Origin of the sequence: Gelidibacter algens (assembly GCF_001678675.1) — a bacterium.
Lineage (GTDB): Bacteria > Bacteroidota > Bacteroidia > Flavobacteriales > Flavobacteriaceae > Gelidibacter > Gelidibacter algens.
The window spans coordinates 51942-73857 of the sequence record NZ_LZRN01000014.1; the positions used below are offsets into that span (position 1 = coordinate 51942).

Sequence of the window (21916 nt, forward strand, 5' to 3'; positions counted from 1 at the left end):
CACAATGCCGAGAAAATGTGGCACACAAAGAAAGCGTTTTAGGATTCTATTTTGGGCGTTCCCCCGTTGTAGTTTTTAATGACTACAACGTGGTCGGGCTTTCAGCTCTATCTTTTTCAGCGAAAAAGCTGAAAAAGGATGCCGCTTCAATCCCTAACGCATAACAATGATATCAATTTATTGCAGGACAGGCACATTCGTATTTTTTCTTTCGGCAGCCAAAGTTGTAGCCAAGCGTTAATTGATGAAAGCCGCCATTGTTAAAAACAACAGAGTTGGCCTGATAAGAATAGGTATAGGCAAACACGAAGTTTTTGTAATCTACGCCTATAAAAGGTGTGATGTATTGTAATTTTTGACTGCTTACGCCAGTACCTTCTGTAAATTCAGCGCCATCTAAACTTCTTCTGTATGATATACCTCCCCATAATTTTCCAAAGTCCATGTCTTTATAAACCTTGCCATTGACATCAATGGAGGCTTCCTTTGTACCGTCCCTATACAAAAACAGGATGGAGGGTTCATAACTCCACTCGCTGCCAATTTTATTAAAAACATTGCCCGCACTAAACAAGAAGGTTCTTAAGTTATCAAACTTAAAAACACCATTAGCGTTGGAATTGATGCCGTCATTATTGAGCACATTTTTAACCGTAGCATGTGCATAAAAATCGATCAAGTGGTAAGAGAATCCAAAATCAATATTAAAATTGGTAGCGCTTTGTTCTATTCCAGAAATGAGAGGGTCAAAACCTTCATTCAAGAATGTGGTTTCATCCAACTTGTATTGAATGGCACCAGCACTCAAACCGAAAGAAAGCATGTTGAGATCAATCTCATTACGGGAAAAAAGCAAATGGTGTGCATAGGTTAAGTAAGCTCCTGTTTGAGAATGGTAACCGTTCTTATCGTTGTATACAATGGCACCAACTGCAGACTGCGACTCTCCTATCCTGCTATTTATACTCATCGTTTGTAATGCCGGAGCATTATCCTGACCAAACCATTGTTTACGCGCTGTAAGTCTCACTTTGGCACAATTGGCAACCCCAGCCATGGACGGGTGAATCAAATAATAATTATCCGTTAAATAATCAGAATATATGGGTAATCCTTCTTGAGCTCTGCTAAACTGCCCTATCATCACCACAAACACTACGAATCCAAACTTTTTTAATGTCATATCTTTTAATCTTTTCAAGGTAAATTGGACTTTCATCCTCAAAACTCACAAGAGGCACCACCCTATTTCCTACCTTGCCATATAAATTGTATACTCCTGATTTAAATACGCAAATTACAACAACTTTCAAATATATAAATTTTAGAGCTCGGTTGTTTATGGAATGGCACAATGTTCGTTAACCAATTTGAAGTTGGGTGGTGATCAAAAGGAATGCATCAGGAATAAGATATAAATGCCGGAAAAATTCAGATCTTATCTCGAATGAAGCGATCAACATCCGTATTCAAAAAGACCTGTTATGCCCTTTAGTTTTCTTATTTTTGCATAAAGAAATGATCCTATGGAAACGACCACAATTTCAATACAAAAAACGAGCAACCCCTCCATATTAAAATTTGAAGCCGATAAGTTCTTAACCAATCACGAAAGCTTTGAATTTAATACTATTGATGAAGCCAAGGCTTCTCCTTTGGCACAGGAGTTATTTTACCTTCCTTTTATTAAAAAAGTTTATATTTCAGCAAATTTTGTCGCCTTAGAGCGCTATGATATTGTGGAGTGGGAAGATGTTCAAGAAGAGGTTGCTGATCAGATTGCAAAATACATCAATGATGGGAAACAAGTGGTCACTGAGGCTACTTCGACCAAGAAAACTCCAATAACGGTTTACGCCGAGAGCACTCCCAACCCATCCGTTTTTAAGTTTGTAGTGAACAAAACAATAGTAGCCACAACTTACGAGTTTGTATCAATAGCTGATGCCAAATACTCTCCCTTAGCTACAGAATTATTCCATTTGCCTTTTGTAAAAAGTGTGTTTTTTGATGAAAACTTTATCTCCATCACCAAAAATGACGTTGCTGATTGGAATGCCATCACCACGGAATTAAGAGAGTTTATAAGACAATATATTGAAACCGGAAAGGACATCATGTTGGCAGATGCTCCAAAAACTCATAAGAAAACAGAACGTCAAGCAGAAGCTACATTTGAGAACTATGATGAGATCTCCAAAGAAATCATCACCATTCTTGAAGAATATGTAAAACCAGCAGTAGCAAGCGATGGAGGGAATATTGAATTTCAATCTTATGATCCTGAAACAAAAACAGTAAAGGTGATTTTGCAAGGTGCATGCAGTGGCTGTCCTTCATCTACCTATACGTTGAAGAACGGTATTGAAAATATGCTCAAAGAAATGCTTAAGGGCAAAGTCATGACTGTAGAAGCTGTAAATGGTTAATTTTAATTTATTATCCTTATCTTTAATAGATTAGTAAATTATTAATTTAAAAAATCTATAGATATGTCAGTATTAAAAGTTGTCGAAATATTATCAAACTCTGATAAAAGCTGGGAAGATGCCACCAAAAAGGCTGTGAAACATGCTTCCAAAACCGTTAAAAACATTAAGTCTGTATATGTTAAGGAACAGAGTGCCATCGTTAAAAATGATGAAGTGACTGAATTCAGGGTCAATCTAAAAATAACATTTGAAGTCAGCTAGACTTCAAATATAACTGATAATAGAAATAGCGCTTTTTTGAGCGCTATTTTTTTTGAGGATCAACGCTATCTTCCATTTAATCCATCGCCCTCTTCCACTGACTGATGCTTCAAAACTAAATGCATGGCTGGATTTAGAAACGCTTGTTTGGTCATTTCTTGTGAACTTATTAGCTGTTCTGTTTTCACCTTGATATCCACTAAAAATGGACATAAAGCAGACTATACAACCAACGCCCTATAAATATTTTGTGTAACACATTGGTTTGCTGATGACCTTAGCACCCCGAATCTTTTTAAAAAGCCCCTATCAAAATTTTTTATTCCTTTTGATAATTGATAACTTTACTTCTTCACGACTTAAATAAAAATAATTACATGGAAGTACAACAATGGATAGACAAAGGCTATGAGCTGGTCATTGAGTTTGGTCCGAAAGTTTTAGGGGCCATTTTAATATGGATCATCGGATCCTGGGTCATTAAATTACTTTTAAAAGGTGTGGAAAAAACAATGGAACGGGGCAATTATGATGTCAGCCTCAAGAAATTTTTATTGAATCTTTTAAACTGGGCCTTTAAAATTATTCTTATAGTGGTGGTTCTCGGAATTTTCGGCATTGGGACCACTTCTTTCGCTGCCATATTAGCAGCGGCAGGTTTAGCCATTGGCTTAGCCCTACAAGGCTCTCTCTCAAATTTTGCAGGTGGTGTATTGATAATGATTTTTAAACCTATTAAAATTGGCGATTTTATTGAAGCTCAAGGCGAGGTAGGTACCGTAAAGGAAATCCAGATATTTACAACAAAATTGACCTCAACTGATAACAAGGAAATTATTCTACCTAATGGAAAACTGTCCAATGACAATATTGTGAACTATTCTACGATGGAACTGCGCCGTGTGGACATGGTTTTTGGTGTGGGCTATGATTCTGATATCAAACAGACCAAAGATATCTTGATGAAAGAATTGACATCCCATCCTTTGGTCTTGAAAGATCCTGAACCCTTAGTGAGATTGACGGAGTTAGCGGATAGTTCGTTGAATTTTAACGTGAGACCTTGGGTTAAAAATGCAGACTATTGGGGTGTTTATTATGACATTATGGAAAGCACCAAACAAGCATTGGATGCCGCTGGCATTGAAATTCCTTACCCACATCAAGTGGAAATACACAAAGAGGGCTAAGATTTAGCCTTAGTTCCGATAAAATCCTTTAAATAAAAAGGCTCAAAATAGGCGACATTTTCAATGTCGCTTTTTTTGTATTTCGCATCTGCTAACTTGGCCATTTCTTTCGCTGATGGTAGTTTGTTTTCAATGAAGACCGCATTGGCGTGCGTAAGGATCTGTTTTGTTTTCTCAACACCACTGCCAATAAAAAACACCTTTCCTGCATCTAAAAAGGTTTCGAAACTATGCTCATCTAAAATTTGAGCTTCAATCGCCCTGATTTGTTGGTGGTCTTTATCATATATCGCAGCATACACTTCCATGCGCCGCGCATCGAGCATTGGCACGATACTCCCATTTTCTATCTCAACTTGATGTGATAATGCCTCTAAAGTATCAATCGAAATTAACGGCTTATCTAAAGAAAAGCACAGCCCTTTGGCGGCAGAAACACCAATACGCAACCCTGTATAAGACCCAGGACCTTTACTCACAGCAATAGCATCAAGCTCCTGTGGTTTTAGATTGGCCTCTTTAATAACAGCATCGATAAAGAGATGCAGCGATTCTGCATGGGAATAATTGGAATTGTTATCTTCTTTTAAAACCAAAATCTCTCCTTCTTTTGAAAGAGAGACTGAACAATTGGTTGTTGCTGTTTCAATATTGAGTATGTAGGACACTATTGAATGTATTTAAGAACTATTTTTTTACAGCTCCTTCTTTATTTTTTACTTCTATCTTATCACCAGAGTTCAAGGTTTTAGAGACCACACTGTATGGCCCAATGATAATAACATCTCCTGCCTTTAAACCTGACAAGATTTCAATGTTAGAATCATCCTGAATTCCTGTTTTGACCACTCTTAGTTTAGCTTCGTCATTTTCCTTGACAAAAACGCATTCAAATTTTTCTTCACTTTCAACTTTTTCAGTTGTTCCTTCTTCATCGTTTTCCTTTTTAGCATATCCCTTTTTGGCTGATGAGGTATCGGTTTTAATGACAATGGCACTAATTGGGACGCTTACCACATTCTTTCGTCTCTTTGTAATGATATCAACGGTTGCCGTCATCCCAGGGCGGAATGGCGAATAGTTTTCACCTTTACCTTCCATCAAATCTAGATAAGACTCTTCCAGAATTCTGACTTTCACCTTAAAATTGGTCACCTGATCTGCTGTAAGCGCTCCTGCGGCCGAGTTGGCAATTGCGGTAACAACGCCTTTAAATTCTTTTTTTAGATAGGCATCCACCTCTACAATGGTAGAATCTCCTATTTGAACTTTTACAATATCATTTTCATTGACATCAATCTCCACTTCCATATTGTTCAAGTTGGCAACTCTCAAGATTTCAGTACCTGCCATTTGTTGGGTTCCAACCACGCGTTCTCCCAATTCAACATCTAATTTAGATATGGTACCGCTCATAGGGGCATAAATGGTAGTTCTGTTCAAATTGTCTCTGGCCTCACTTACTGAAGCGCCTGCGCTTTGCACATTATAGTATGCAGATTGTTTACCTGCCTGAGCAATTTCATAACCAGATACGGCCTTGTCCCATTCTGCTTTTGAGATGATCCCTTTTTCAAAAAGCTGCTTATTACGGTCATAGCTTAATTTTGCTTCACGCAAGGAGGCCTCTGCCTGTTCCAACCCTGCTTTTATATTTTGATATGTTGCCTGACTTCTATTTACGGCAGATTGGATCAGGTCAGGATTGACTCTTACCAACAAATCTCCTTTTTTAACTTGCTGCCCTTCCTTAAAAGGAAGATTTATGATCTCTCCTGAGACCTCACTAGATATTTTGACTTCAACCTCTGGCTGAATTTTACCAGTAGCCGATACTTTTTCCACAATCTCCATTAGGGTCACACTCTGGATTTCAACCTCTTTAAAGTTACCCGTTTTCCCAAACCATCCCGCTTTTTTACCTACAATCAATCCCAAGATTAGCAGTACGATTACAGTTATTATTATTATTAATGTTTTTTTGCTCATAACGGTTAGTTTATAATATGTGGTGTCCTAGTTAGTAATGGATAATCTATAATTAAAATTTCAACTCCAATGCAGGAATTCCAAAATATAGTTCAAGAACTTTTAGCTTAAAGATATAATCATATTTGGCGCGGTTGAGTTCTATTTTACTATTGTCATATCTTACTTTAGACTGACTAAAATCGAAGGCATTGGTCAAACCAACATCATAACGCTCTTTGGCGTAGTTGTAGGCCAGTTCTTGTGATTCTAAAGCAGACTGTGCTGCTTCATAAGATTTTAGTGCTCCCTTGGCATCAACATAGGCTTGGTACACAGTAGATTCCAAATCAAGTTGTGCTTGCTCCAATTGATTTTGGGTCCGTTCTAAATTAATCTGGTTTCTTTTGACATTTCCTCTGGTCGAAAATCCGTTCAGGATTGGGATATTTAAAGATAGTCCATAAGAGATACCATCATTTTGATACAATTGATCTACAAACGGATCAGCACCAACGCGACGGGTGAAGGTATTTGGAAATTGTCCAACAACCGACTGCCCAGTGCCCTCAACAACACCAATCTCCCTGAAAATTGATGGATTGTCCTGATCAATATCCTGAATAAAAGTCGTGGCATTGGTAAATCTCGTATCATATCCAAAAAATGCAGACAGTGTTGGATAATAAGAACTTTTTGCAATTTGCACGTCCTTTTCAGCCAACTCAACACTTTTCTCTGCTATTTTAATTTCTGCTCTATTCTCTTTAGCGGTCTCAATAATTTCATAAACACCTTTATTTAAGACACCTTCATCAACAATATCATAACCTTCATCTTCAATATCAAAATTTTGATAATCCTTAATCAATAAAAGCTGTGCTAAACTGATCAACGACACCTGTGCAGCATTCTCTGCATTAACAATAGCTTGTCTTTCACTTGCGTCATTAGCTCTTATCTCCAAGATATCTCCTTCTGGTAAAACCCCTGCATCAACCAAGTCTTGGGTTCTGGTCAATTGATCTTTGGTAATGGAATTCTGAGAAATTAAAACTTCCAAATTGGCCTTGTTGAGAATAACCTGCAAATAGTTATTGGCCACAAATAAAGAAATATCATCCTCCATTTTAGTCAGTCTAAGCTGGGCCGCCAGTTTTGATATTTTAGCACGTTGCACTTCTCTAAAATTACGTAAGCCGTTAAATAGTGTGTAGCCTGCATTAATCCTTCCTGTTGCAGATAAAAATGTAGTCGTTTGCGCATTATTGGTCAATGGATTAAAGCTCAAACCTGTATTTTCTGAGAGCCCAGCGCTCATATTGATGTCTGGTAAAAAGTTGCCCAAAGCCTGTAAGGTTTCAATATCTGTGAGCTCTACATCCAATTGGCTTTGCTTTACTGAGATATTGTTTTCTAATGCATAGGCCACAGATTCTTTGAGTGTCCATTTTTTTACTTGTGCCTGAGATGTTATTGCCATTAAGACAAGAACTATAAGGATTGATTTTTTCATAATTAAAATATAGGTCTATGTATGAATTAAAGTGTTACACATAAAATGAATTATTTCTTTTGAGCATAGTCTGGAATACCTTGAACTTGGTTCCATACCTTGATCTTATCAGATTTTCCGATCCCATTCAACACTTGCACAAAAATACCATCACTGATACCCAACTCTAAATCTCTACGTTCAAATACCTGCTCTCCAACCATCACTTCAACAAATGGTTTTAGAGTTTCAGGATCGTATTGCACCAAGGCTTCTTTTATGGCAAGTACATTTTCTGCTTTATCCAAAATAATGGAGGCATTGGCGCTCAACCCTGCTCTAATAAATGTAGAGTCAATAGATTTTAAGGTCCCCTTAATGGCAAACTGAATAGCACCGTTTTCAGCTACACCCTTTGGAGCGATATAGTCCAACACAGCGTCAAATTTTTCATTTTCAATGGCACCCACAGTAATTTCAAGAGGCAGGCCTTCTTTAATTTTACCCACTTCGCTTTCATCAACCTTCCCCTCAAAAATCATCTTTTTTACATCAGCCAAAGATGCAATGGAGGTGCCTTCATTAAAGTTATTGGCTTCAATAACTTGATTTCCTTCTTTTACGGGCACATCTAGCACCATTCCAGAAACAGTAGCTCTTACTTGGGTCTGTGCAATATTGCCCAAGCCTGAGGTGGTTCCCGTTTTGACAATATCATAGTTTTGACGTGAAGAATTCAAATTGATTTCTGCTTGTTCAACACTTTGTTTGGTTTGTAAGTAGGTGTTTTTGACACTTTCAAAATCATTTGAAGAAATCACACCTTTATCAAACAATGCCTTTTGACGGTCATAATTAGTTTGTTCTGTCTGCAAATTTATCTTAGCCGTTTGTAATGATGTTTGGCTGGAAGAAATACTATTCTTGGCACTCGTCAATGACGATATATTAGGAATAACTCTAATTTGTGCTATCAAATCTCCTGACTTTACATACTCACCCGCTTCAATATACACCTCTTCAATGACTCCAGAAATATTGGACTTAATCAGCACTTCATCTTTAGGAACAATATTTCCTGTGGCGACTGTTTTAACCACAATTGTTTTTTCAACAGGAGTTTCCGTAGTATAGGTTATAGGATTTTCCTGATTTTTTTGCCACAAATAAATTAAGGCTGTTGCAAACACGGCAACGATAAGTCCTAAAATAATGACTGTTTTTGTTCTTTTCATTTGGTCGTTTTAATTGTTTTTTAATGGTCAAATGTTACACCTTCAGCATGATTTGTAATAAACATTCAAAAATGAAGAGGTGGTTCATTTGGTCGTTTTAATTGTTTTTTAATGGTCAAATGTTACACCTTCAGTTTATTTTCTGTTGCTGATCAACAAAAAGCGGTGTTTCATTAGATGGTTATTAGTGTACTATTCTATTCTCAATGCGTCAACAGGTTTCATTTTTGTTGCACTATTGGCAGGAATCAGTCCCGCTAATAGCCCAGAGACCACAAGTATAAAAAGGGCAGTGAACACGACTGACATGCTCACACTCGGGTTGGCAAAATTTTCAACGGGACCACTCATATCCAATACATAGTTGAGCCCCCATATAACGGCAGCGGCGAATGAAATTCCCACCATACCTGATAAAATAGTAAGGATCAGGCTTTCCTGTAAAATTTGTGATTTGATCATCCAGGGCGACGCTCCCAACGCTCTTCTCACTCCAATTTCTTTGGTACGTTCCTTCACTACAATAAGCATAATATTACTAATCCCGATGATGCCAGACATCAGCACCAAGGCTCCTACGAAATACCCTACCAGTCCCAAAATAGAGAACAGGCCATTGACGCGGCCAAAGGCTTCAGAAAGATCAAAGTTACCTATGGCGCGATCATCTTCAGGATGTACCGTCCGTCTGCTCTTTAAGGTTTCCAATATTTGGGGTTTAAGAGTTGTAATGTTCGTTCCATCATAGGCGGTTAAGGCCATCCATCCCACATTATCGGCAAAATTAAATGCTTGGCCAAACGATGTAAAGGGCACAAAAATGGTATTGGCATCTTCCTCTTTATCACCTTGGCTATTGCTCACTTTAAAAGTACCTACCACCATAAAGTTGACCCCGTTGATTTTTATGTAGGTTCCTAAAGGACGCTCGCCCTTATCATAAAGTCCTTTGACGACACCTGTACCAATGACACACACTTTTCTGTTGGATTTGATATCCGAATAACTCACAAACCGCCCTTGAATAATGTCCATGGGCTGTTGCTTAATGAATTCAGGATAATCACCATTCACCTGAAATGCCCCTGTTTTTGTACCTCTTACCACATTATTGGCGCCACTATAACCTCCTAATTGATTACGTGGCGATACATATTTGAGTTGTGGAAAATCATTTTTTAAAGTAGCGACGTCTTCCAATTTGAAGTTAAAGCGACGTCCTTTTGGCAGCCCTTTATAAGGTTTTGAAGTTTGTTGTGTCCAAATAAACATGGAGTTGGTGGCAAAGTTTCCAAAATCAGCAGTCACCCCATTTCTGAGGCCGTTGGTCAATGCCAATAAAAGCACCAAAATTGTAATGCCCCAAAACACCCCAAATGCGGTCAAAAAAGTTCTGAACTTATTTGCATTTAAAGCTTCTAATATTTCTTCCCAACGGTCTCTACTAAACATGTTATTCGTCTCTTAATGCTACAATAGGTTTAATTTTGGCAGCACGGTATGCGGGAATAAATCCTGCAATAGCACCTGCAAATACCAAAACAAATACCGTGGTTAGTGCGGTGTTGAAATCTACTTGAGGATATTTTATAAAATCACTTTCTATCAATGGCCCAACAAATTCAAGAAGTGCCAATCCTGCAACCAGGCCAAAGAGCCCGGAAAACATGGTCACAAATACAGATTCCTGCAAAATCATCCCAACGATAGACATGGGTTCTGCACCCAAAGCTTTTCTGATCCCGATTTCTTTAGTGCGTTCTTTTACAATAATCAACATAATGTTGCCGACCCCGACCACACCAGCTATGATGGTGCCGATACCCACAAACCAAAAAACGGCCTTAATGGTATCTACCAATGAATATATTTTTCGTGCTTCTTCCAAGGTGTTATTGACCCTAACGGCACTGATGTCATCTGGTGCAATGATGTGTGTTTCCTTTATATCACTCTCAATACCCGATGATATTTGCTCAGAGAGTTTGACGGCCTCATCAAAATTATCTGACATCTTTACGGTATAAGACATGTTCCTGATGTCATTACCCCCGTTGAATGCTTTTTGTGCTGTAGTTATGGGCATCATTACCTTGCTTTCATCACGTTCTCCTCCCGGATCAAAGAAGACACCAATCACCTTAAAATTTATGCCATAAAGCGATAGATTTTTCCCAATCGGATGTTCACCTTTAAAAAGATCTTGGCTGACCTTATTCCCAATGACAGCCACTTTTTTACCTTCGATAATGTCAGAATGGTTTATAAATCGTCCTTGGCTGATATCTGCGTTTTCAATAAATTGATTATCTGGCATGACGCCTTCAATTCTATAATTGCCAGATTCATTTTGGTAGTTGACCAACCCGCCCCAAATGGTGTAAAAAGCCGATTTATATTCGAGATTGTCATCATATTTATTGACGACAGCATTGAAATCTTCATTTTTAAGTTGGATACGACGGCCTGGATTTAAGCCTTTATACTCTTTGGTAGTAACGCCTGTATATACGGAAATACTATTAGTCGCATCCTGTTCAAACTGCGATGTGACGCCATTTTGAATTCCAGAACTAAAACCGAGAAGGATAACTAAAATAAAGATCCCAGAGGCTACAGAAAGACCTGTTAAAAACGTGCGCAATTTGTTTTTACTTAAAGTCTCAAAAATTTCCTGCCAACGTTCAATATCAAACATACTGAGAAGCTCTAACTTGTTCTACCATACTGTCATCAATGATAACGCCGTCTTTCAAATTGACAATACGCTTGGTCATTTGGGCAATGTCATGCTCATGTGTAACAACTAAAATGGTTTTGCCATCGTCATTAATACCTTGAATAAGCTCCATCACTTCATAAGAGGTTTTGGTATCCAACGCTCCGGTGGGCTCATCAGCCAACAATACTTTGGGGTCACTTGCCAAAGCTCTAGCTATGGCCACACGCTGTTTTTGTCCGCCAGACAATTCACTGGGCAAGTGGTGAGACCATGGCGCCAACCCCACCTTATCGAGATAATGCATGGCCCGTTCAACACGTTCTTTCCGAGGGACACCTTGGTAATACAGCGGCAGAGCGACGTTATCTAAAGCCGATTTATAATTGATAAGATTAAAAGATTGGAAGATGAATCCGAGAAATTTATTTCTGTAGTTGGCGGCAATTTTCTCATTGAGGTTTTTGATAGGAACATTATCGAGTGTATATGATCCTTCATCAGCTTCATCCAACATACCTAAAATATTTAAAAGCGTTGACTTTCCTGAACCTGAAGACCCCATTATAGATACCAATTCGCCTTGTTTGACGTCAAAATTAATCCCTTTTAACACATGAAGTGAATTATTACCCATGTGATAGGATTTATGTAAATCTTTAATTTGTATCATAAGGAGAGCGTTAATTCTACAATGTTACACAAAACAAGGCACGAATTATACTAACAAATTGTTAAGACTTACCCTGAACATGTTCTATATAGACTAATAGAGAAGAGAATTGTTACAAAACAATTATACTTTTTCTGTTTTTCCTTTCTTGAAATACTTCATATAGATAGCAATCCCAAGACCACCAACAAGAAGATAAGGAATGATCATGAGGTAAACAATACCATCATTGACCCCTTTTGCGGTAGATAAGCCTTCTTCACTTTCCAAAACAGCACGACACATGGCGCATTGGGCATTGGTAGTAAAAAAGGAGAACAACGTGAAAATTAAGAAAAAGACTTTCTGTTTCATTTTAAGCATAATAAGGTGAAATCATAATATAAACAATCACTCCTGATATTGCAACATACAACCACATAGGAAAGGTGATTCTTGCAATTTTTTTATGGCGTTCAAAGTTATTGGTTATGGCTCTTACATAGGTAATCAGCACAAACGGAATAATAACGATTGATAAGATAATATGGGTAATCAATATAAAAAAGTAAACGGATCTCATGACACCCTCACCGCCGTAGGAAGTAGAATTACTGGTCATGTGATAGGCAACGTACATAATCAGAAAAACAACTGAGCAGCCAATTGCCGTGGTCATTAAGTTTTTATGAAGCACAATGTTCTTGTTCCTGATTGCCCAAAATGCGATGATTAACACCAAGGCCGTCAATCCATTTATAGTGGCATAAATAGGCGGTAAGAACGTAAGAGGCTCTACATCAAAACCCAAATCACGTAAGTTTACTCCGAATAGGGCAGCCACTACCAGTGGAATGATGATTGACAAAAAAACAATCCACTTGTTATATTTTTTCTCTGCGGCTAGATTGGCGTTTTCCATTATTCCTTCAACAATTTTGCGATATCTTCTTTTAGCATGGTAATTTGTTGCTCCATGCCATCTTCATCTGTTTTTTCCTCTTCTGAAATGATCCCGTTATAATAAATAATCGGACTTCCGGAAGCATCTGCTCTTGAACGTATAAACCCATTCTTGTCAATAAGCGCAAAATTGCCCGAATGTTCAAAGCCGCCTTCAACACTCTTATCCTCGGCTGTGTAAAGGTAAAAACCATCATTTGCCAATTTATAAATCGCATCTTGATCACCAGTCATCAAATGCCAATTAGTACTTGTCACCCCATTTTCTTTGGCGTATGTCTTTAAAACATCAGGCGTATCAATACTTGGAGCTATCGTAAAAGACGCAATTCCAAAATCAGCTTCATTTGGGAATGCATTTTGGATTTCCACCATATTCGCATTCATCCTTGGGCAAATTGTTGGGCAGGTGGTAAAAAAGAATTCCAGCACATATACCTTACCCTCATAATCCTTATTGCTTATGGTTTTTCCATTCTGGTCTATAAAACTGAACTCAGGCACTTTTTTAGGTTTCCCGTTGATTTCAATAAATTGCAAATCTGAAAGGTTTCCAGGTTTCTTCTTCGGATTGAGTTTTATGTCTTCACTTCTGCTTTCATCTCTTACCACATCTTTACTACCGACACGATCGATGATTCTTGGAACAAAATAAATTCCAAACAACAGCACAATAAATGAAACACCTACATAAGAATAATTAGTTTTCTTGCTCATCTGTAACCCCCTTTAGTTCGTTAGCGCGCCGTGTTGAAGAGTCAAAATCACCTTTGCGTTTTTCTCTATATTCTGTAAACAACACGCGCATATCTTCGCTCATTTTATTTTTAAGTATGGCAACTTCAACACAATCATAAGACGTTAAGTCGTAAACAACATGGTTGTTTTCTTGCTCTCTTTCTGTCCTATCATCTAAACGACCACGTTGGTTGAGATCCATATCCACTATAAATACCCTTGATGTTGAAAGGTCATCATTTAATGGACGATCAGATTGTAAACTGTTGAAAATGTTTTGTGTCTCTTCATCTGATAAGAACGCAAAATGCCAGTATTTTAGATCTTCATGAGATTCAATTTCGCGTTTTAAAACATCAAGATTGCCTTTTGCATCAGGAGATAAAATAGCAATAATCTGAAATTTTTTAAATCCTTTGAACTTGTCGTAGATCAATTCCTTTAAATTGGAAGCTGCGGTGGCTTTTTGTAGCGGGTCTTTACCAAAGAAGGCCAAAACCGTAATGTGGTCTTTAAGCTCATATTCACTGACTGTTTGAAGGTCCTGTATATTGCCTTTAACAATATCCAAAGCGTTGTAATTATGTTTTGCGGGAAGGAGCATCAACAGAAAAGCAACGGGAAGAAAAAACAAAATTCCGAGAACTGTATACCGTATTACAAGTTTTTTATCCATTTGGGTTGATTTGCTTAAATTTTTGCACTTCAAGATTGAATTTTTGTCACTAAATGCACCCTGAAATACAGTTATGCAAAAATAAAAAAGACGGTTCAAATAACCGCCTTTTTATATATGTTTAACACTTAAATGCTGCTGTTATAACAGCACAGGTATTTTAGAAATCAGACTTCACAAATCCTCTTCGGAAGACCTGCTCAATGTAGCCTCCTTCTTGCAACAGGATAAAGACCAAATAAGCGATTAAGAAGACGCTTGTCCATACCACCATACGTCTTAAGCTTGCTGTTTCATCTCTCATGTGCATAAAATCCCACGTAATATAATAGGCTTTCACTACGGTCAAGATGATGAAGATCCAGTTTAATGCTTTCATACCTAAAACTTCAACTAATAAAATTTCGGGCTTAAAAATACCTAAAGCAACTTCTATTGCCGTAACTAATGATAAAAAGATCAAAACCCCCCATATTTTTTGGGTATTAGATTTAAACTTTATCAATCCTCTAAATATTTCTAACTTATGTGCTTCTGCTGCCATGTTTAACGATATTATATAAATTATACTAAGTAGAAGAATGTAAATACAAACACCCAAACTAAATCAACAAAGTGCCAATATAGCCCGACCTTCTCAACCATTTCATAACTTCCTCTTTTCTCATAAGTTCCAACAAGTACGTTGAAGAAGATGATAATGTTCAATAGTATCCCTACAGATACGTGGAACCCGTGGAATCCTGTAATGAAGAAGAAATAATTGGCGAACAACGGCGGACCGTATTCGTTGTGTCTCAGGTTAGCACCTTCAACAACAGTGCTTCCTTTTGTTTGTATTTCCTTGAGCGACTCACTACGTGATAAAATTGTTTTATGACCCTCTCCAGAGGCGTAAGTAGTTCTCACGACCAAATCCGGATTGGCCTCAAAGCCTGCCAATACTTCGTCAAACGTATAATTTGGAAGCACACCTTCGCTTGTAAACCAAACACCTTTTTTACTCTCGTGCTGCTCTCTATCTCTATTCTGTGCAATGGCAAAGTCTTTTAATGCCACCTGATTACCGTCGCCGTCCAAAATATGTAAAATATTACCACCGTTTGTAGCTACTGCACCATATTCACCTTTAATAAAAGTAGTCCACTCATAGGCTTGAGAACCAACAAAAATCAAACCTCCCAGAATCGTCAAGAACATGTAAATAGTTACTTTGGCTTTGTTCATATGATGTCCTGCATCTACTGCCAAAACCATCGTAACAGAAGACATGATCAATATAAAGGTCATGAATGCCACAAAAATCATAGGGTAGTTCCCGTGTATAAAAGGAACGTGTGTAAAGACGTTATCAGCAATTGGCCAAATATCGGCAAATTTGAATCTTGAAAATCCGTAAGCGGCCAAGAACCCAGCGAAAGTTAACGCATCTGAAGTGATGAAAAACCACATCATCATTTTGCCATAACTCGTATTTAGTGGCTCAGTACCTCCACCCCAACGCTTGTTTTCGGCACTAGTTTTCACGACAGTCGTATCCATATGTAGTGATTCGTTTTTTTTAGTTTAAAAGTTGCACAAAAATAATCAATTTATTCATCTAAAGAAGCATCCTCAATAATTTTTGAGGCGTTGTTAGCAATGTTTATTGCAGTTTTGAGGTCATAATCAAGACAAAAAGATTCGAGATTATTTCACAAAATATAAAAATAAAAAGAGATATACCCATAGTATATCAATAAAATGCCAAAATGTAGCCGCAAGTTCAAAACCAAGCATTCTATCCGCTGTATACTTTTGTTTAAAATGATTATAAATTACAACTAAAATACAAACGAGGCCAACTATGACGTGCAAAATATGCATCATAGCGATCAAATAGATGTAGGACATTGTGATATTACTGGTAGGCCCAGTAAAGTTATAGCCTAAATCAATAATTTGCTGAAAGGCAAAGAATTGATTCAGGATAAAGACAATACCTAAAACGAAGGTTGTCATCAACCATAGTGTTGCCATCTGTCTTTGGCGGCTTTTGAGGGCGCTTTGTGCCAACATAAAAGTGCCACTACTAATCATTACAACCACCGTACTAATAATAAATGCGTTTGGCAATTGGAAATCCCCTAACCAGTCTTCCCTACTGCTACTCACCACAAAAGCACTGGTCCATCCTGCAAAGGACATGACTAAAGACACGATGCCAAACCAGAGCATCATCTTTTTTGCTCGGCTATTTTTTTCTTCTAAAGTTCCTTGTGTTAAATCCATCATCTTATAAATTTATCTGCAACGTAAACAATTTGCAACAAGGTAATGTAGGCTACACTTGCGAGCATCAATTGTTTAGCGGCTTGCGCTGTTCTCTTTTTAAATAATTCTAATGAGTAAAAAATCATAACCAGTCCTAAAGCAAATACAATTGCCGCAGCAACGATAGATAACTTCAAATCTCCCGTCACCCCAAACACCGGAATGATGGATACCAGCACGGTCCAAATGGTGTATATAATAATTTGTCTAGCCGTGCCTTTATCTCGTTTTCCTGTTGGAAGCATGAAGAATCCACCCTTTTTATAATCCTCAAACAAAAACCAACCAATAGCCCAAAAGTGAGGAAACTGCCAAAAAAACTGGATTGCAAATAAAGTCCCTGATTCAATTCCGAAATTATCACGAGCGGCAACCCAACCCAACATAAACGGAATGGCTCCAGGAATAGCACCTGCGAAAACTGAAAACGGTGTTTTCGTTTTTAAAGGGGTATAAACACTGGTATATAAAAAAATGGAGATGGCGCCGTACATGGCGGTTCGTGGATTAATTATATATAATGTGGCAATCCCTAATATTGTAAAGGTAACGGCAAGTGCAAACGCTGAATTGACGGAGATACGTCCAGTTGGAATGGGCCTATTCTTAGTACGGTCCATGAGCACATCCAAATCACGCTCAATAATTTGGTTGTAGGCATTAGAGGCCCCTACCATAAAGTATCCGCCAAAAGCCAATAGCACAATAGTACCAAAATCAATGGTTTCTGCACCTAACAAATAACCAGCTATTGCAGAAAACACAACGCTTAATGACAATCGCATCTTGGTTATTTCCTTAAAATCAGAAATAATTGAGACACTTGATAAAGAAGAATTTGTCGTTGCCAATCGGTCTTGTATTTATCGCTATTTAATGCGAGTGCAAAGATACTTTGAAAATTGGTTTTGAGCAATTCAATTAGTGAATAAATAAATTTCTAAATGTATTTTGAATTGATAAGAATCTGAGCCCCTATGAACTTGAGAATTATAGGTTGCAGAAGTAATAGTTAAACCGCGATGCACGACGTTCCAATCATCAAAAACACTTGGCAAAGAATTAAATTATCCCCGAAATGAATTTGTTTTAGTGCCGAGAATAGGAGCTTTAGTTGGTGTTTTCCAACAGCATATCATATCATAAATAAATAACTCAATTATAAAAAGCGAGACTTGATTATTAAGTTTCCTGCCTCCGCAGGAATTTGGTTAATAATCAAAATACCAATTGAACAAATCTGTTTTTATTCCGAGATTAAACCAAACCGTACTATTATTGAAGGTGGTTGCTGTATTGGCTTCTGGATTGAAGTTTCTAAAACTGATATTTGTGAAAATTTTCAAATGGCTTACCGGATTGATGATATACCCTCCTTGCAGCTCAGCATTAAACGTTTTAGTGGTATTGCCCTGACCAATTTTTACACCAGAATCAAAAGGTCGCTCATTGTAATTTCTATAAATATCACCTCCATAACTGAAGTTATCAGTACCGTCATTAAAATCAAATCCGCGTGTCCCGAATATAAATTTAGCATCGGCAAACCAACGCTCGTAGTTGTAATGGCCAATAACTATAAACTCCCTAAAATTGGCACCCCATAAATGCGCCATGGGCTGATTGCTATGGCCGTAATTATTAACAACCGTGTTATGGGAATAGGTATACGGACGCACTTGGTTATACTCCAACTGTAACATCAAATTATCAACCTTAAAGGCGTCATAATATTTCGCCCCCAATTGGTATCCGAATTTGTTCTTCCAACTTTTGTTTTGCGCTTTCACATCACTCAAAGAGAATTCATCCAAAATAAACTGTCCGTATAAATTGATTTTGTTGTTCCATTTATATTTTGCTGAAGCGCCTACAATGGCATTTCCAGATCCCTGACCGGCTTCAAACTCTACAGCTCTAAAAAAGATGATGGGATTTAGATAATTGACATCAAAACCTCTACCATTGGTGTCGGTCCACATCACAGATTCAAACAGCCCTATATTGAGGCGTTTAGAGACATTCCAGCTTAAATAATGATTAGCCATATATTTGGTCATAAAGGCTTTGTCTTCAATCACTGCGTCACGCACATCTCTGAGCCACATCCACGTATTGGTGTATTTAATTTTCCAAAATTTGGTATTTAATTTCAAGAAGGTCTGCGGACTTGCCACATCACTTTGCAATAAAGAACGGTACCCATCTCCAATAAAATTTTTCCCGTGGCCAAATTGCACATTGATAAACTTTGTTGGCGCATAGGACAAGTAGGCTTCCGCCACCGGATAATCATAAGCATCATCCTTAAAACGTTTACCAATGCCACGTCCTGGAATAATAGCGGGATCAGGCCCAAAGGCTTTTAAACTTTCTGCATAGTGATTGTAATATTGCGCAAATCTCCCCTGGCTTTCAAAAACTGACGCTGAAAAACTAAACTTTTTTCCTAAGCCTCCCTGAACATACAACCCACGGGTGTTATTGAAGGTGGTGTTAAAATCAGCATCTGTATCTTTACCAACTTGCAAATCAAATACGGGATCAATGGTAAACCAATAGTCTTCACCTTGCAGTTGCACCAAGTGCTCATCCCATAATTTTCTACTCCACCAAGCGTCTGAGCCTTTGATCAATGCCTCTTTTTCCGCTTTAAAATCATAATAGGGCGACACATCTTCATAAACAAAAGGTTTTGCGGCCGTGTGGCTGTTGGTACCCAAAGCGTTCATATTGGCATCAAAGCGCGAATAATATTGATGTGTAAATGGAATGTTTAATTGGCTGCTGTATTCTAAACCTTGATAGTTCTTAATTGTATTGGTGATGCTGTCAAATTCATTGGAAACAATTGTGTTGAGATCCACAACTTTCTTTATACTGTTTTGTCCTTCTGAAACACTTGTACTTATAATTTCAGGGTTGACCAACGGTATTTTTATCGTTAAAGAATACTGATAAAACGTAGGTTTTCCGTTATAGGTTCCCGGCTGAAGTTGTGGCAAAGAATCAAAAATGCGTCTGGTCTCCTCTTTTAAGGCATCATAAACTGCGTCTACATACACAACACTTACGGTGCCTGATTTATCAACTTCAAAAAGCACTTTTATGTCACCTTTATAACTGTCATTGGGAACCTCTTGGGGAACGTTAAAATTTTCAAAAATATACTGGTTGAGTTTAGTGTTGAAACAGATCTTTAAATTATCAATGGGCTGATCTTCACAACCCTTAAAAACAGGAGGTTTCTCATAAATTTCAATAGTTTGGGAAAAACTGCTGAGTTGAAAACTGATAAAAACACTTAAGAAGAAATACTTCATAGACGGTGGCAACCTTTATTACGGACGAAAGATACTATTTTTTTCAAAACAGGCATGTGATATCCAAAAAGTTCAATCAACCTAATGCCATAAAAAGAGAGTTACTGAAAGCGTTATTCTGTTTAGAACAAACTTTCAATAACTCGATGAAAATGGGCGGCATTCCAATCGCTTTTTATTGTACGTCAAATACAATTGGCAACGTGTACATTACAGATACTGGTTTGTGGCGTTGTTTTCCGGGAACCATTTGAGGCACTTGCATAAGGACACGTTGGGCCTCGCCTTCCAAACGTTTTGATGGTGCTCTTGATATGATCTCGGTGACTTTACCTGTTTGGTCAATTTTAAATTGGACATAAATCTTCTGTATACCAAACAATCCCAATTCGCTGGCAATGTTGGTATCGAATTTTTTCTTGATAAGCGTGCTGAGTTTGTCAGACATACATGCTCTGCGTTCATCATTGGTTTTAGCAGATTCACAACCTGGGTAAATAGGCACTTGTTCCACCCCGATAATATTGAAAACTTCAGGTTCATCAATTATAGGTGCAGCCTCTACAAACACGGTATCAGGGTCTATCGGATCAGTGTACACTAATGGTTCAGTCAGGATTTCTAATGAGGGCGCTTCAGAGTCATCAGGCTTTACTATAGGGTCTTTGGATAGCACTACAGTCCTATTTTGGCGCTCTATTTTTTTCTGTTTGGTAGTTTCAGCCATTCGAAATACTTCCGGAGTTACCTCGGCCAAGGGATCCTCAATAGCCACTTGACTGAGTTGGTAGTTTTTTTCCTTAAACTTCATTTCAAAAAGTGAGTACGTAAGCATCAAGCAGAGAATCAATCCGACCTGAAAATAGAGCGCAGAATTTTTTTGTAAATTGGCATCATGCTTTTGTGATTTTACATCGCGAACATTGCTCTGATCAGCAACATCGCTTGGTTTTTTAAAATTTCTCATAATATGTGTATTTAAGATGTTAATATTATGATAAAATCACAACAAGCATACCAAAACGAAAACCCCGTCTCATTAATTAGACGGGGTTTTTATTGGCCTCTAATAACACTGCAATAAAGTAGTTTTTGATCTCTCCAGAAAAGTGGTAAAAAGAGCAACTAAAAAACCCCAAGCTTTCGCATTGGGGTCTCTCTTTATATTAGAATTATATTTTTAGTCTTGTACTTGAAACAAAATTGGTAAAGAATATGGAACTGTTACCGCTTTCCCACGCTGCTTACCAGGTTTCATTTTAGGAAGCAACCCGATAACACGTTGTGCTTCTTTTTCCAAACCAGGATGCGGTGCTCTTGCTTGAATGTTAGTAATAGCGCCAGATTTATCAATCTTAAAAATCACACTGATACGTTGCTTACCTGAAAGACCTAACTCTGAAGCGAGCTCAGTATTAAATTTTTTGTTTACGAATTGAGCAATTTTATCAGACATACATTGCTTTTTGGCATTGTTACCGGCCTCGTTCTCACAACCTGGGAATACCGGTACATTTTCAATAACTGCAAATGGCACCTCAAGATCTTCTTCAGGAGCTGCTTCTACAACCACATCTTCAACCTCAGCAATTTCTTCCTCCTGACTTGTTTCAGAAGACTCAATAACGGTCTCTTTAACTTCCTCTTCATCCTTAACAATCTCGATAACCTCAGGAGCTGCCGGTGGCGGTGGTGGCGGTGGCGGTGGTGTTTGTAATTGTTCAGTAATTGGAATTTCTTCTTCCAATTCGTCATCCATATTGATCATCCCAATATCAATCGCCTCTTTATCGTACGTTTTGTAGTTGATAGCCAAATTGGTTAACAACAACATCAAAGCAAGACCAACAGAAAAATAGATCGAGCTATTTCTTCCAACGTCTGACTTTGTATTTTTTTTTGGTTCCATATGCTTAGAGTGTTTTTAAGAATGCTAAAATAACCAATAATT

22 protein-coding genes are annotated in these 21916 nt (G+C 37.8%); 3 read left to right on the forward strand and 19 right to left on the reverse strand.

The window, feature by feature from the left end; genetic code table 11:
• Nucleotides 1–172: 172 nt before the first annotated feature.
• Complete coding sequence (locus A9996_RS08785) at nucleotides 173–1183, reverse strand: PorP/SprF family type IX secretion system membrane protein (protein ID WP_066433349.1); 1011 nt, start codon at nucleotides 1181–1183, stop codon at nucleotides 173–175.
• Nucleotides 1184–1526: 343 nt separating this feature from the next.
• Here A9996_RS08785 and A9996_RS08790 point away from each other — a divergent pair, with 343 nt between their 5' ends.
• From A9996_RS08790 to A9996_RS08805, 3 genes are all read left to right on the forward strand, one after another.
• Complete coding sequence (locus A9996_RS08790; protein WP_066433272.1) at nucleotides 1527–2429, forward strand: NifU family protein; 903 nt, start codon at nucleotides 1527–1529, stop codon at nucleotides 2427–2429.
• A gap of 63 nt (nucleotides 2430–2492) precedes the next feature.
• The gene (locus A9996_RS08795; protein WP_066433274.1) at nucleotides 2493–2693 is read left to right on the forward strand and encodes a dodecin family protein; all 201 of its coding nucleotides are present in this window, start codon (nucleotides 2493–2495) and stop codon (nucleotides 2691–2693) included.
• A 377-nt stretch (nucleotides 2694–3070) separates the two neighbouring features.
• Nucleotides 3071–3883, forward strand: coding sequence for a mechanosensitive ion channel family protein (locus A9996_RS08805; protein WP_066433278.1), 813 nt, complete (start codon nucleotides 3071–3073; stop codon nucleotides 3881–3883).
• Here the strand turns inward: A9996_RS08805 and tsaB are convergent.
• The 18 genes from tsaB to A9996_RS08895 form a co-directional block, all read right to left on the reverse strand.
• The gene (gene tsaB, locus A9996_RS08810) at nucleotides 3880–4551 is read right to left on the reverse strand and encodes a tRNA (adenosine(37)-N6)-threonylcarbamoyltransferase complex dimerization subunit type 1 TsaB (protein ID WP_066433284.1); all 672 of its coding nucleotides are present in this window, start codon (nucleotides 4549–4551) and stop codon (nucleotides 3880–3882) included. The two genes, A9996_RS08805 and tsaB, sit on opposite strands and share 4 nt — an antisense overlap.
• Nucleotides 4552–4570: 19 nt before the next feature.
• Nucleotides 4571–5872 carry an efflux RND transporter periplasmic adaptor subunit gene (locus A9996_RS08815; protein ID WP_066433285.1) on the reverse strand — a complete coding sequence of 434 codons (1302 nt, stop codon included), beginning with the start codon at nucleotides 5870–5872 and terminating at the stop codon, nucleotides 4571–4573.
• Between the two features lie 52 nt (nucleotides 5873–5924).
• Entirely contained in the window at nucleotides 5925–7367 is a 1443-nt protein-coding gene (locus A9996_RS08820) for a TolC family protein (protein ID WP_066433286.1), read from the reverse strand.
• A gap of 50 nt (nucleotides 7368–7417) precedes the next feature.
• Entirely contained in the window at nucleotides 7418–8581 is a 1164-nt protein-coding gene (locus tag A9996_RS08825; RefSeq protein ID WP_066433287.1) for an efflux RND transporter periplasmic adaptor subunit, read from the reverse strand.
• 192 nt (nucleotides 8582–8773) lie between these two features.
• Nucleotides 8774–10033 (reverse strand): ABC transporter permease, encoded by a 1260-nt coding sequence (locus A9996_RS08830; protein ID WP_066433289.1) that lies wholly within the window; start codon nucleotides 10031–10033, stop codon nucleotides 8774–8776.
• A gap of 1 nt (nucleotide 10034) precedes the next feature.
• Nucleotides 10035–11279: an ABC transporter permease gene (locus A9996_RS08835; protein WP_066433291.1), complete on the reverse strand. Its 1245-nt coding sequence runs from the start codon at nucleotides 11277–11279 to the stop codon at nucleotides 10035–10037.
• Nucleotides 11272–11973 (reverse strand): ABC transporter ATP-binding protein, encoded by a 702-nt coding sequence (locus A9996_RS08840; protein ID WP_066433293.1) that lies wholly within the window; start codon nucleotides 11971–11973, stop codon nucleotides 11272–11274. The genes A9996_RS08835 and A9996_RS08840 overlap by 8 nt, the downstream gene beginning before the upstream one ends.
• A 123-nt stretch (nucleotides 11974–12096) precedes the next feature.
• The gene (locus A9996_RS08845) at nucleotides 12097–12327 is read right to left on the reverse strand and encodes a hypothetical protein (RefSeq protein WP_066433360.1); all 231 of its coding nucleotides are present in this window, start codon (nucleotides 12325–12327) and stop codon (nucleotides 12097–12099) included.
• A gap of 1 nt (nucleotide 12328) precedes the next feature.
• Nucleotides 12329–12874, reverse strand: coding sequence for a DUF420 domain-containing protein (locus A9996_RS08850; RefSeq protein ID WP_066433295.1), 546 nt, complete (start codon nucleotides 12872–12874; stop codon nucleotides 12329–12331).
• Complete coding sequence (locus A9996_RS08855; RefSeq protein ID WP_066433297.1) at nucleotides 12874–13632, reverse strand: SCO family protein; 759 nt, start codon at nucleotides 13630–13632, stop codon at nucleotides 12874–12876. The genes A9996_RS08850 and A9996_RS08855 overlap by 1 nt, the downstream gene beginning before the upstream one ends.
• A complete protein-coding gene (locus tag A9996_RS08860) occupies nucleotides 13616–14329 on the reverse strand; it encodes a hypothetical protein (RefSeq protein ID WP_066433299.1) in 714 nt (237 codons plus the stop codon). Before A9996_RS08860 ends, A9996_RS08855 begins: the two co-directional genes overlap by 17 nt.
• Nucleotides 14330–14489: 160 nt before the next feature.
• A complete protein-coding gene (locus tag A9996_RS08865) occupies nucleotides 14490–14873 on the reverse strand; it encodes a cytochrome C oxidase subunit IV family protein (RefSeq protein WP_066433302.1) in 384 nt (127 codons plus the stop codon).
• 20 nt (nucleotides 14874–14893) lie between these two features.
• A complete protein-coding gene (locus A9996_RS08870; RefSeq protein WP_066433303.1) occupies nucleotides 14894–15871 on the reverse strand; it encodes a cytochrome c oxidase subunit 3 in 978 nt (325 codons plus the stop codon).
• A 147-nt stretch (nucleotides 15872–16018) separates the two neighbouring features.
• The gene (locus A9996_RS08875; RefSeq protein WP_066433361.1) at nucleotides 16019–16600 is read right to left on the reverse strand and encodes a cytochrome c oxidase subunit 3; all 582 of its coding nucleotides are present in this window, start codon (nucleotides 16598–16600) and stop codon (nucleotides 16019–16021) included.
• Complete coding sequence (cyoE, locus tag A9996_RS08880) at nucleotides 16600–17493, reverse strand: heme o synthase (RefSeq protein WP_066433304.1); 894 nt, start codon at nucleotides 17491–17493, stop codon at nucleotides 16600–16602. Before cyoE ends, A9996_RS08875 begins: the two co-directional genes overlap by 1 nt.
• A gap of 360 nt (nucleotides 17494–17853) precedes the next feature.
• Nucleotides 17854–19965, reverse strand: coding sequence for an energy transducer TonB (locus A9996_RS08885; RefSeq protein ID WP_066433305.1), 2112 nt, complete (start codon nucleotides 19963–19965; stop codon nucleotides 17854–17856).
• A gap of 175 nt (nucleotides 19966–20140) precedes the next feature.
• Nucleotides 20141–20932 carry an energy transducer TonB gene (locus A9996_RS08890; RefSeq protein ID WP_066433309.1) on the reverse strand — a complete coding sequence of 264 codons (792 nt, stop codon included), beginning with the start codon at nucleotides 20930–20932 and terminating at the stop codon, nucleotides 20141–20143.
• A 213-nt stretch (nucleotides 20933–21145) separates the two neighbouring features.
• Nucleotides 21146–21874 carry an energy transducer TonB gene (locus A9996_RS08895; protein ID WP_066433311.1) on the reverse strand — a complete coding sequence of 243 codons (729 nt, stop codon included), beginning with the start codon at nucleotides 21872–21874 and terminating at the stop codon, nucleotides 21146–21148.
• Nucleotides 21875–21916 lie beyond the last annotated feature (42 nt).

Excerpts from the sequence above, each read along its gene's own strand:
- A9996_RS08785 (WP_066433349.1), bottom strand. The coding sequence starts at position 1,183 with ATGACATTAAAAAAGTTTGGATTCGTAGTGTTTGTGGTGATGATAGGG.
- A9996_RS08790 (WP_066433272.1), top strand. The coding sequence starts at position 1,527 with ATGGAAACGACCACAATTTCAATACAAAAAACGAGCAACCCCTCCATA.
- A9996_RS08795 (WP_066433274.1), top strand. The coding sequence starts at position 2,493 with ATGTCAGTATTAAAAGTTGTCGAAATATTATCAAACTCTGATAAAAGC.
- A9996_RS08805 (WP_066433278.1), top strand. The coding sequence starts at position 3,071 with ATGGAAGTACAACAATGGATAGACAAAGGCTATGAGCTGGTCATTGAG.
- A9996_RS08815 (WP_066433285.1), bottom strand. The coding sequence starts at position 5,872 with ATGAGCAAAAAAACATTAATAATAATAATAACTGTAATCGTACTGCTA.
- A9996_RS08820 (WP_066433286.1), bottom strand. The coding sequence starts at position 7,367 with ATGAAAAAATCAATCCTTATAGTTCTTGTCTTAATGGCAATAACATCT.
- A9996_RS08825 (WP_066433287.1), bottom strand. The coding sequence starts at position 8,581 with ATGAAAAGAACAAAAACAGTCATTATTTTAGGACTTATCGTTGCCGTG.
- A9996_RS08830 (WP_066433289.1), bottom strand. The coding sequence starts at position 10,033 with ATGTTTAGTAGAGACCGTTGGGAAGAAATATTAGAAGCTTTAAATGCA.
- A9996_RS08835 (WP_066433291.1), bottom strand. The coding sequence starts at position 11,279 with ATGTTTGATATTGAACGTTGGCAGGAAATTTTTGAGACTTTAAGTAAA.
- A9996_RS08840 (WP_066433293.1), bottom strand. The coding sequence starts at position 11,973 with ATGATACAAATTAAAGATTTACATAAATCCTATCACATGGGTAATAAT.
- A9996_RS08845 (WP_066433360.1), bottom strand. The coding sequence starts at position 12,327 with ATGAAACAGAAAGTCTTTTTCTTAATTTTCACGTTGTTCTCCTTTTTT.
- A9996_RS08850 (WP_066433295.1), bottom strand. The coding sequence starts at position 12,874 with ATGGAAAACGCCAATCTAGCCGCAGAGAAAAAATATAACAAGTGGATT.
- A9996_RS08855 (WP_066433297.1), bottom strand. The coding sequence starts at position 13,632 with ATGAGCAAGAAAACTAATTATTCTTATGTAGGTGTTTCATTTATTGTG.
- A9996_RS08860 (WP_066433299.1), bottom strand. The coding sequence starts at position 14,329 with ATGGATAAAAAACTTGTAATACGGTATACAGTTCTCGGAATTTTGTTT.
- A9996_RS08865 (WP_066433302.1), bottom strand. The coding sequence starts at position 14,873 with ATGGCAGCAGAAGCACATAAGTTAGAAATATTTAGAGGATTGATAAAG.
- A9996_RS08870 (WP_066433303.1), bottom strand. The coding sequence starts at position 15,871 with ATGGATACGACTGTCGTGAAAACTAGTGCCGAAAACAAGCGTTGGGGT.
- A9996_RS08875 (WP_066433361.1), bottom strand. The coding sequence starts at position 16,600 with ATGGATTTAACACAAGGAACTTTAGAAGAAAAAAATAGCCGAGCAAAA.
- A9996_RS08885 (WP_066433305.1), bottom strand. The coding sequence starts at position 19,965 with ATGAAGTATTTCTTCTTAAGTGTTTTTATCAGTTTTCAACTCAGCAGT.
- A9996_RS08890 (WP_066433309.1), bottom strand. The coding sequence starts at position 20,932 with ATGAGAAATTTTAAAAAACCAAGCGATGTTGCTGATCAGAGCAATGTT.
- A9996_RS08895 (WP_066433311.1), bottom strand. The coding sequence starts at position 21,874 with ATGGAACCAAAAAAAAATACAAAGTCAGACGTTGGAAGAAATAGCTCG.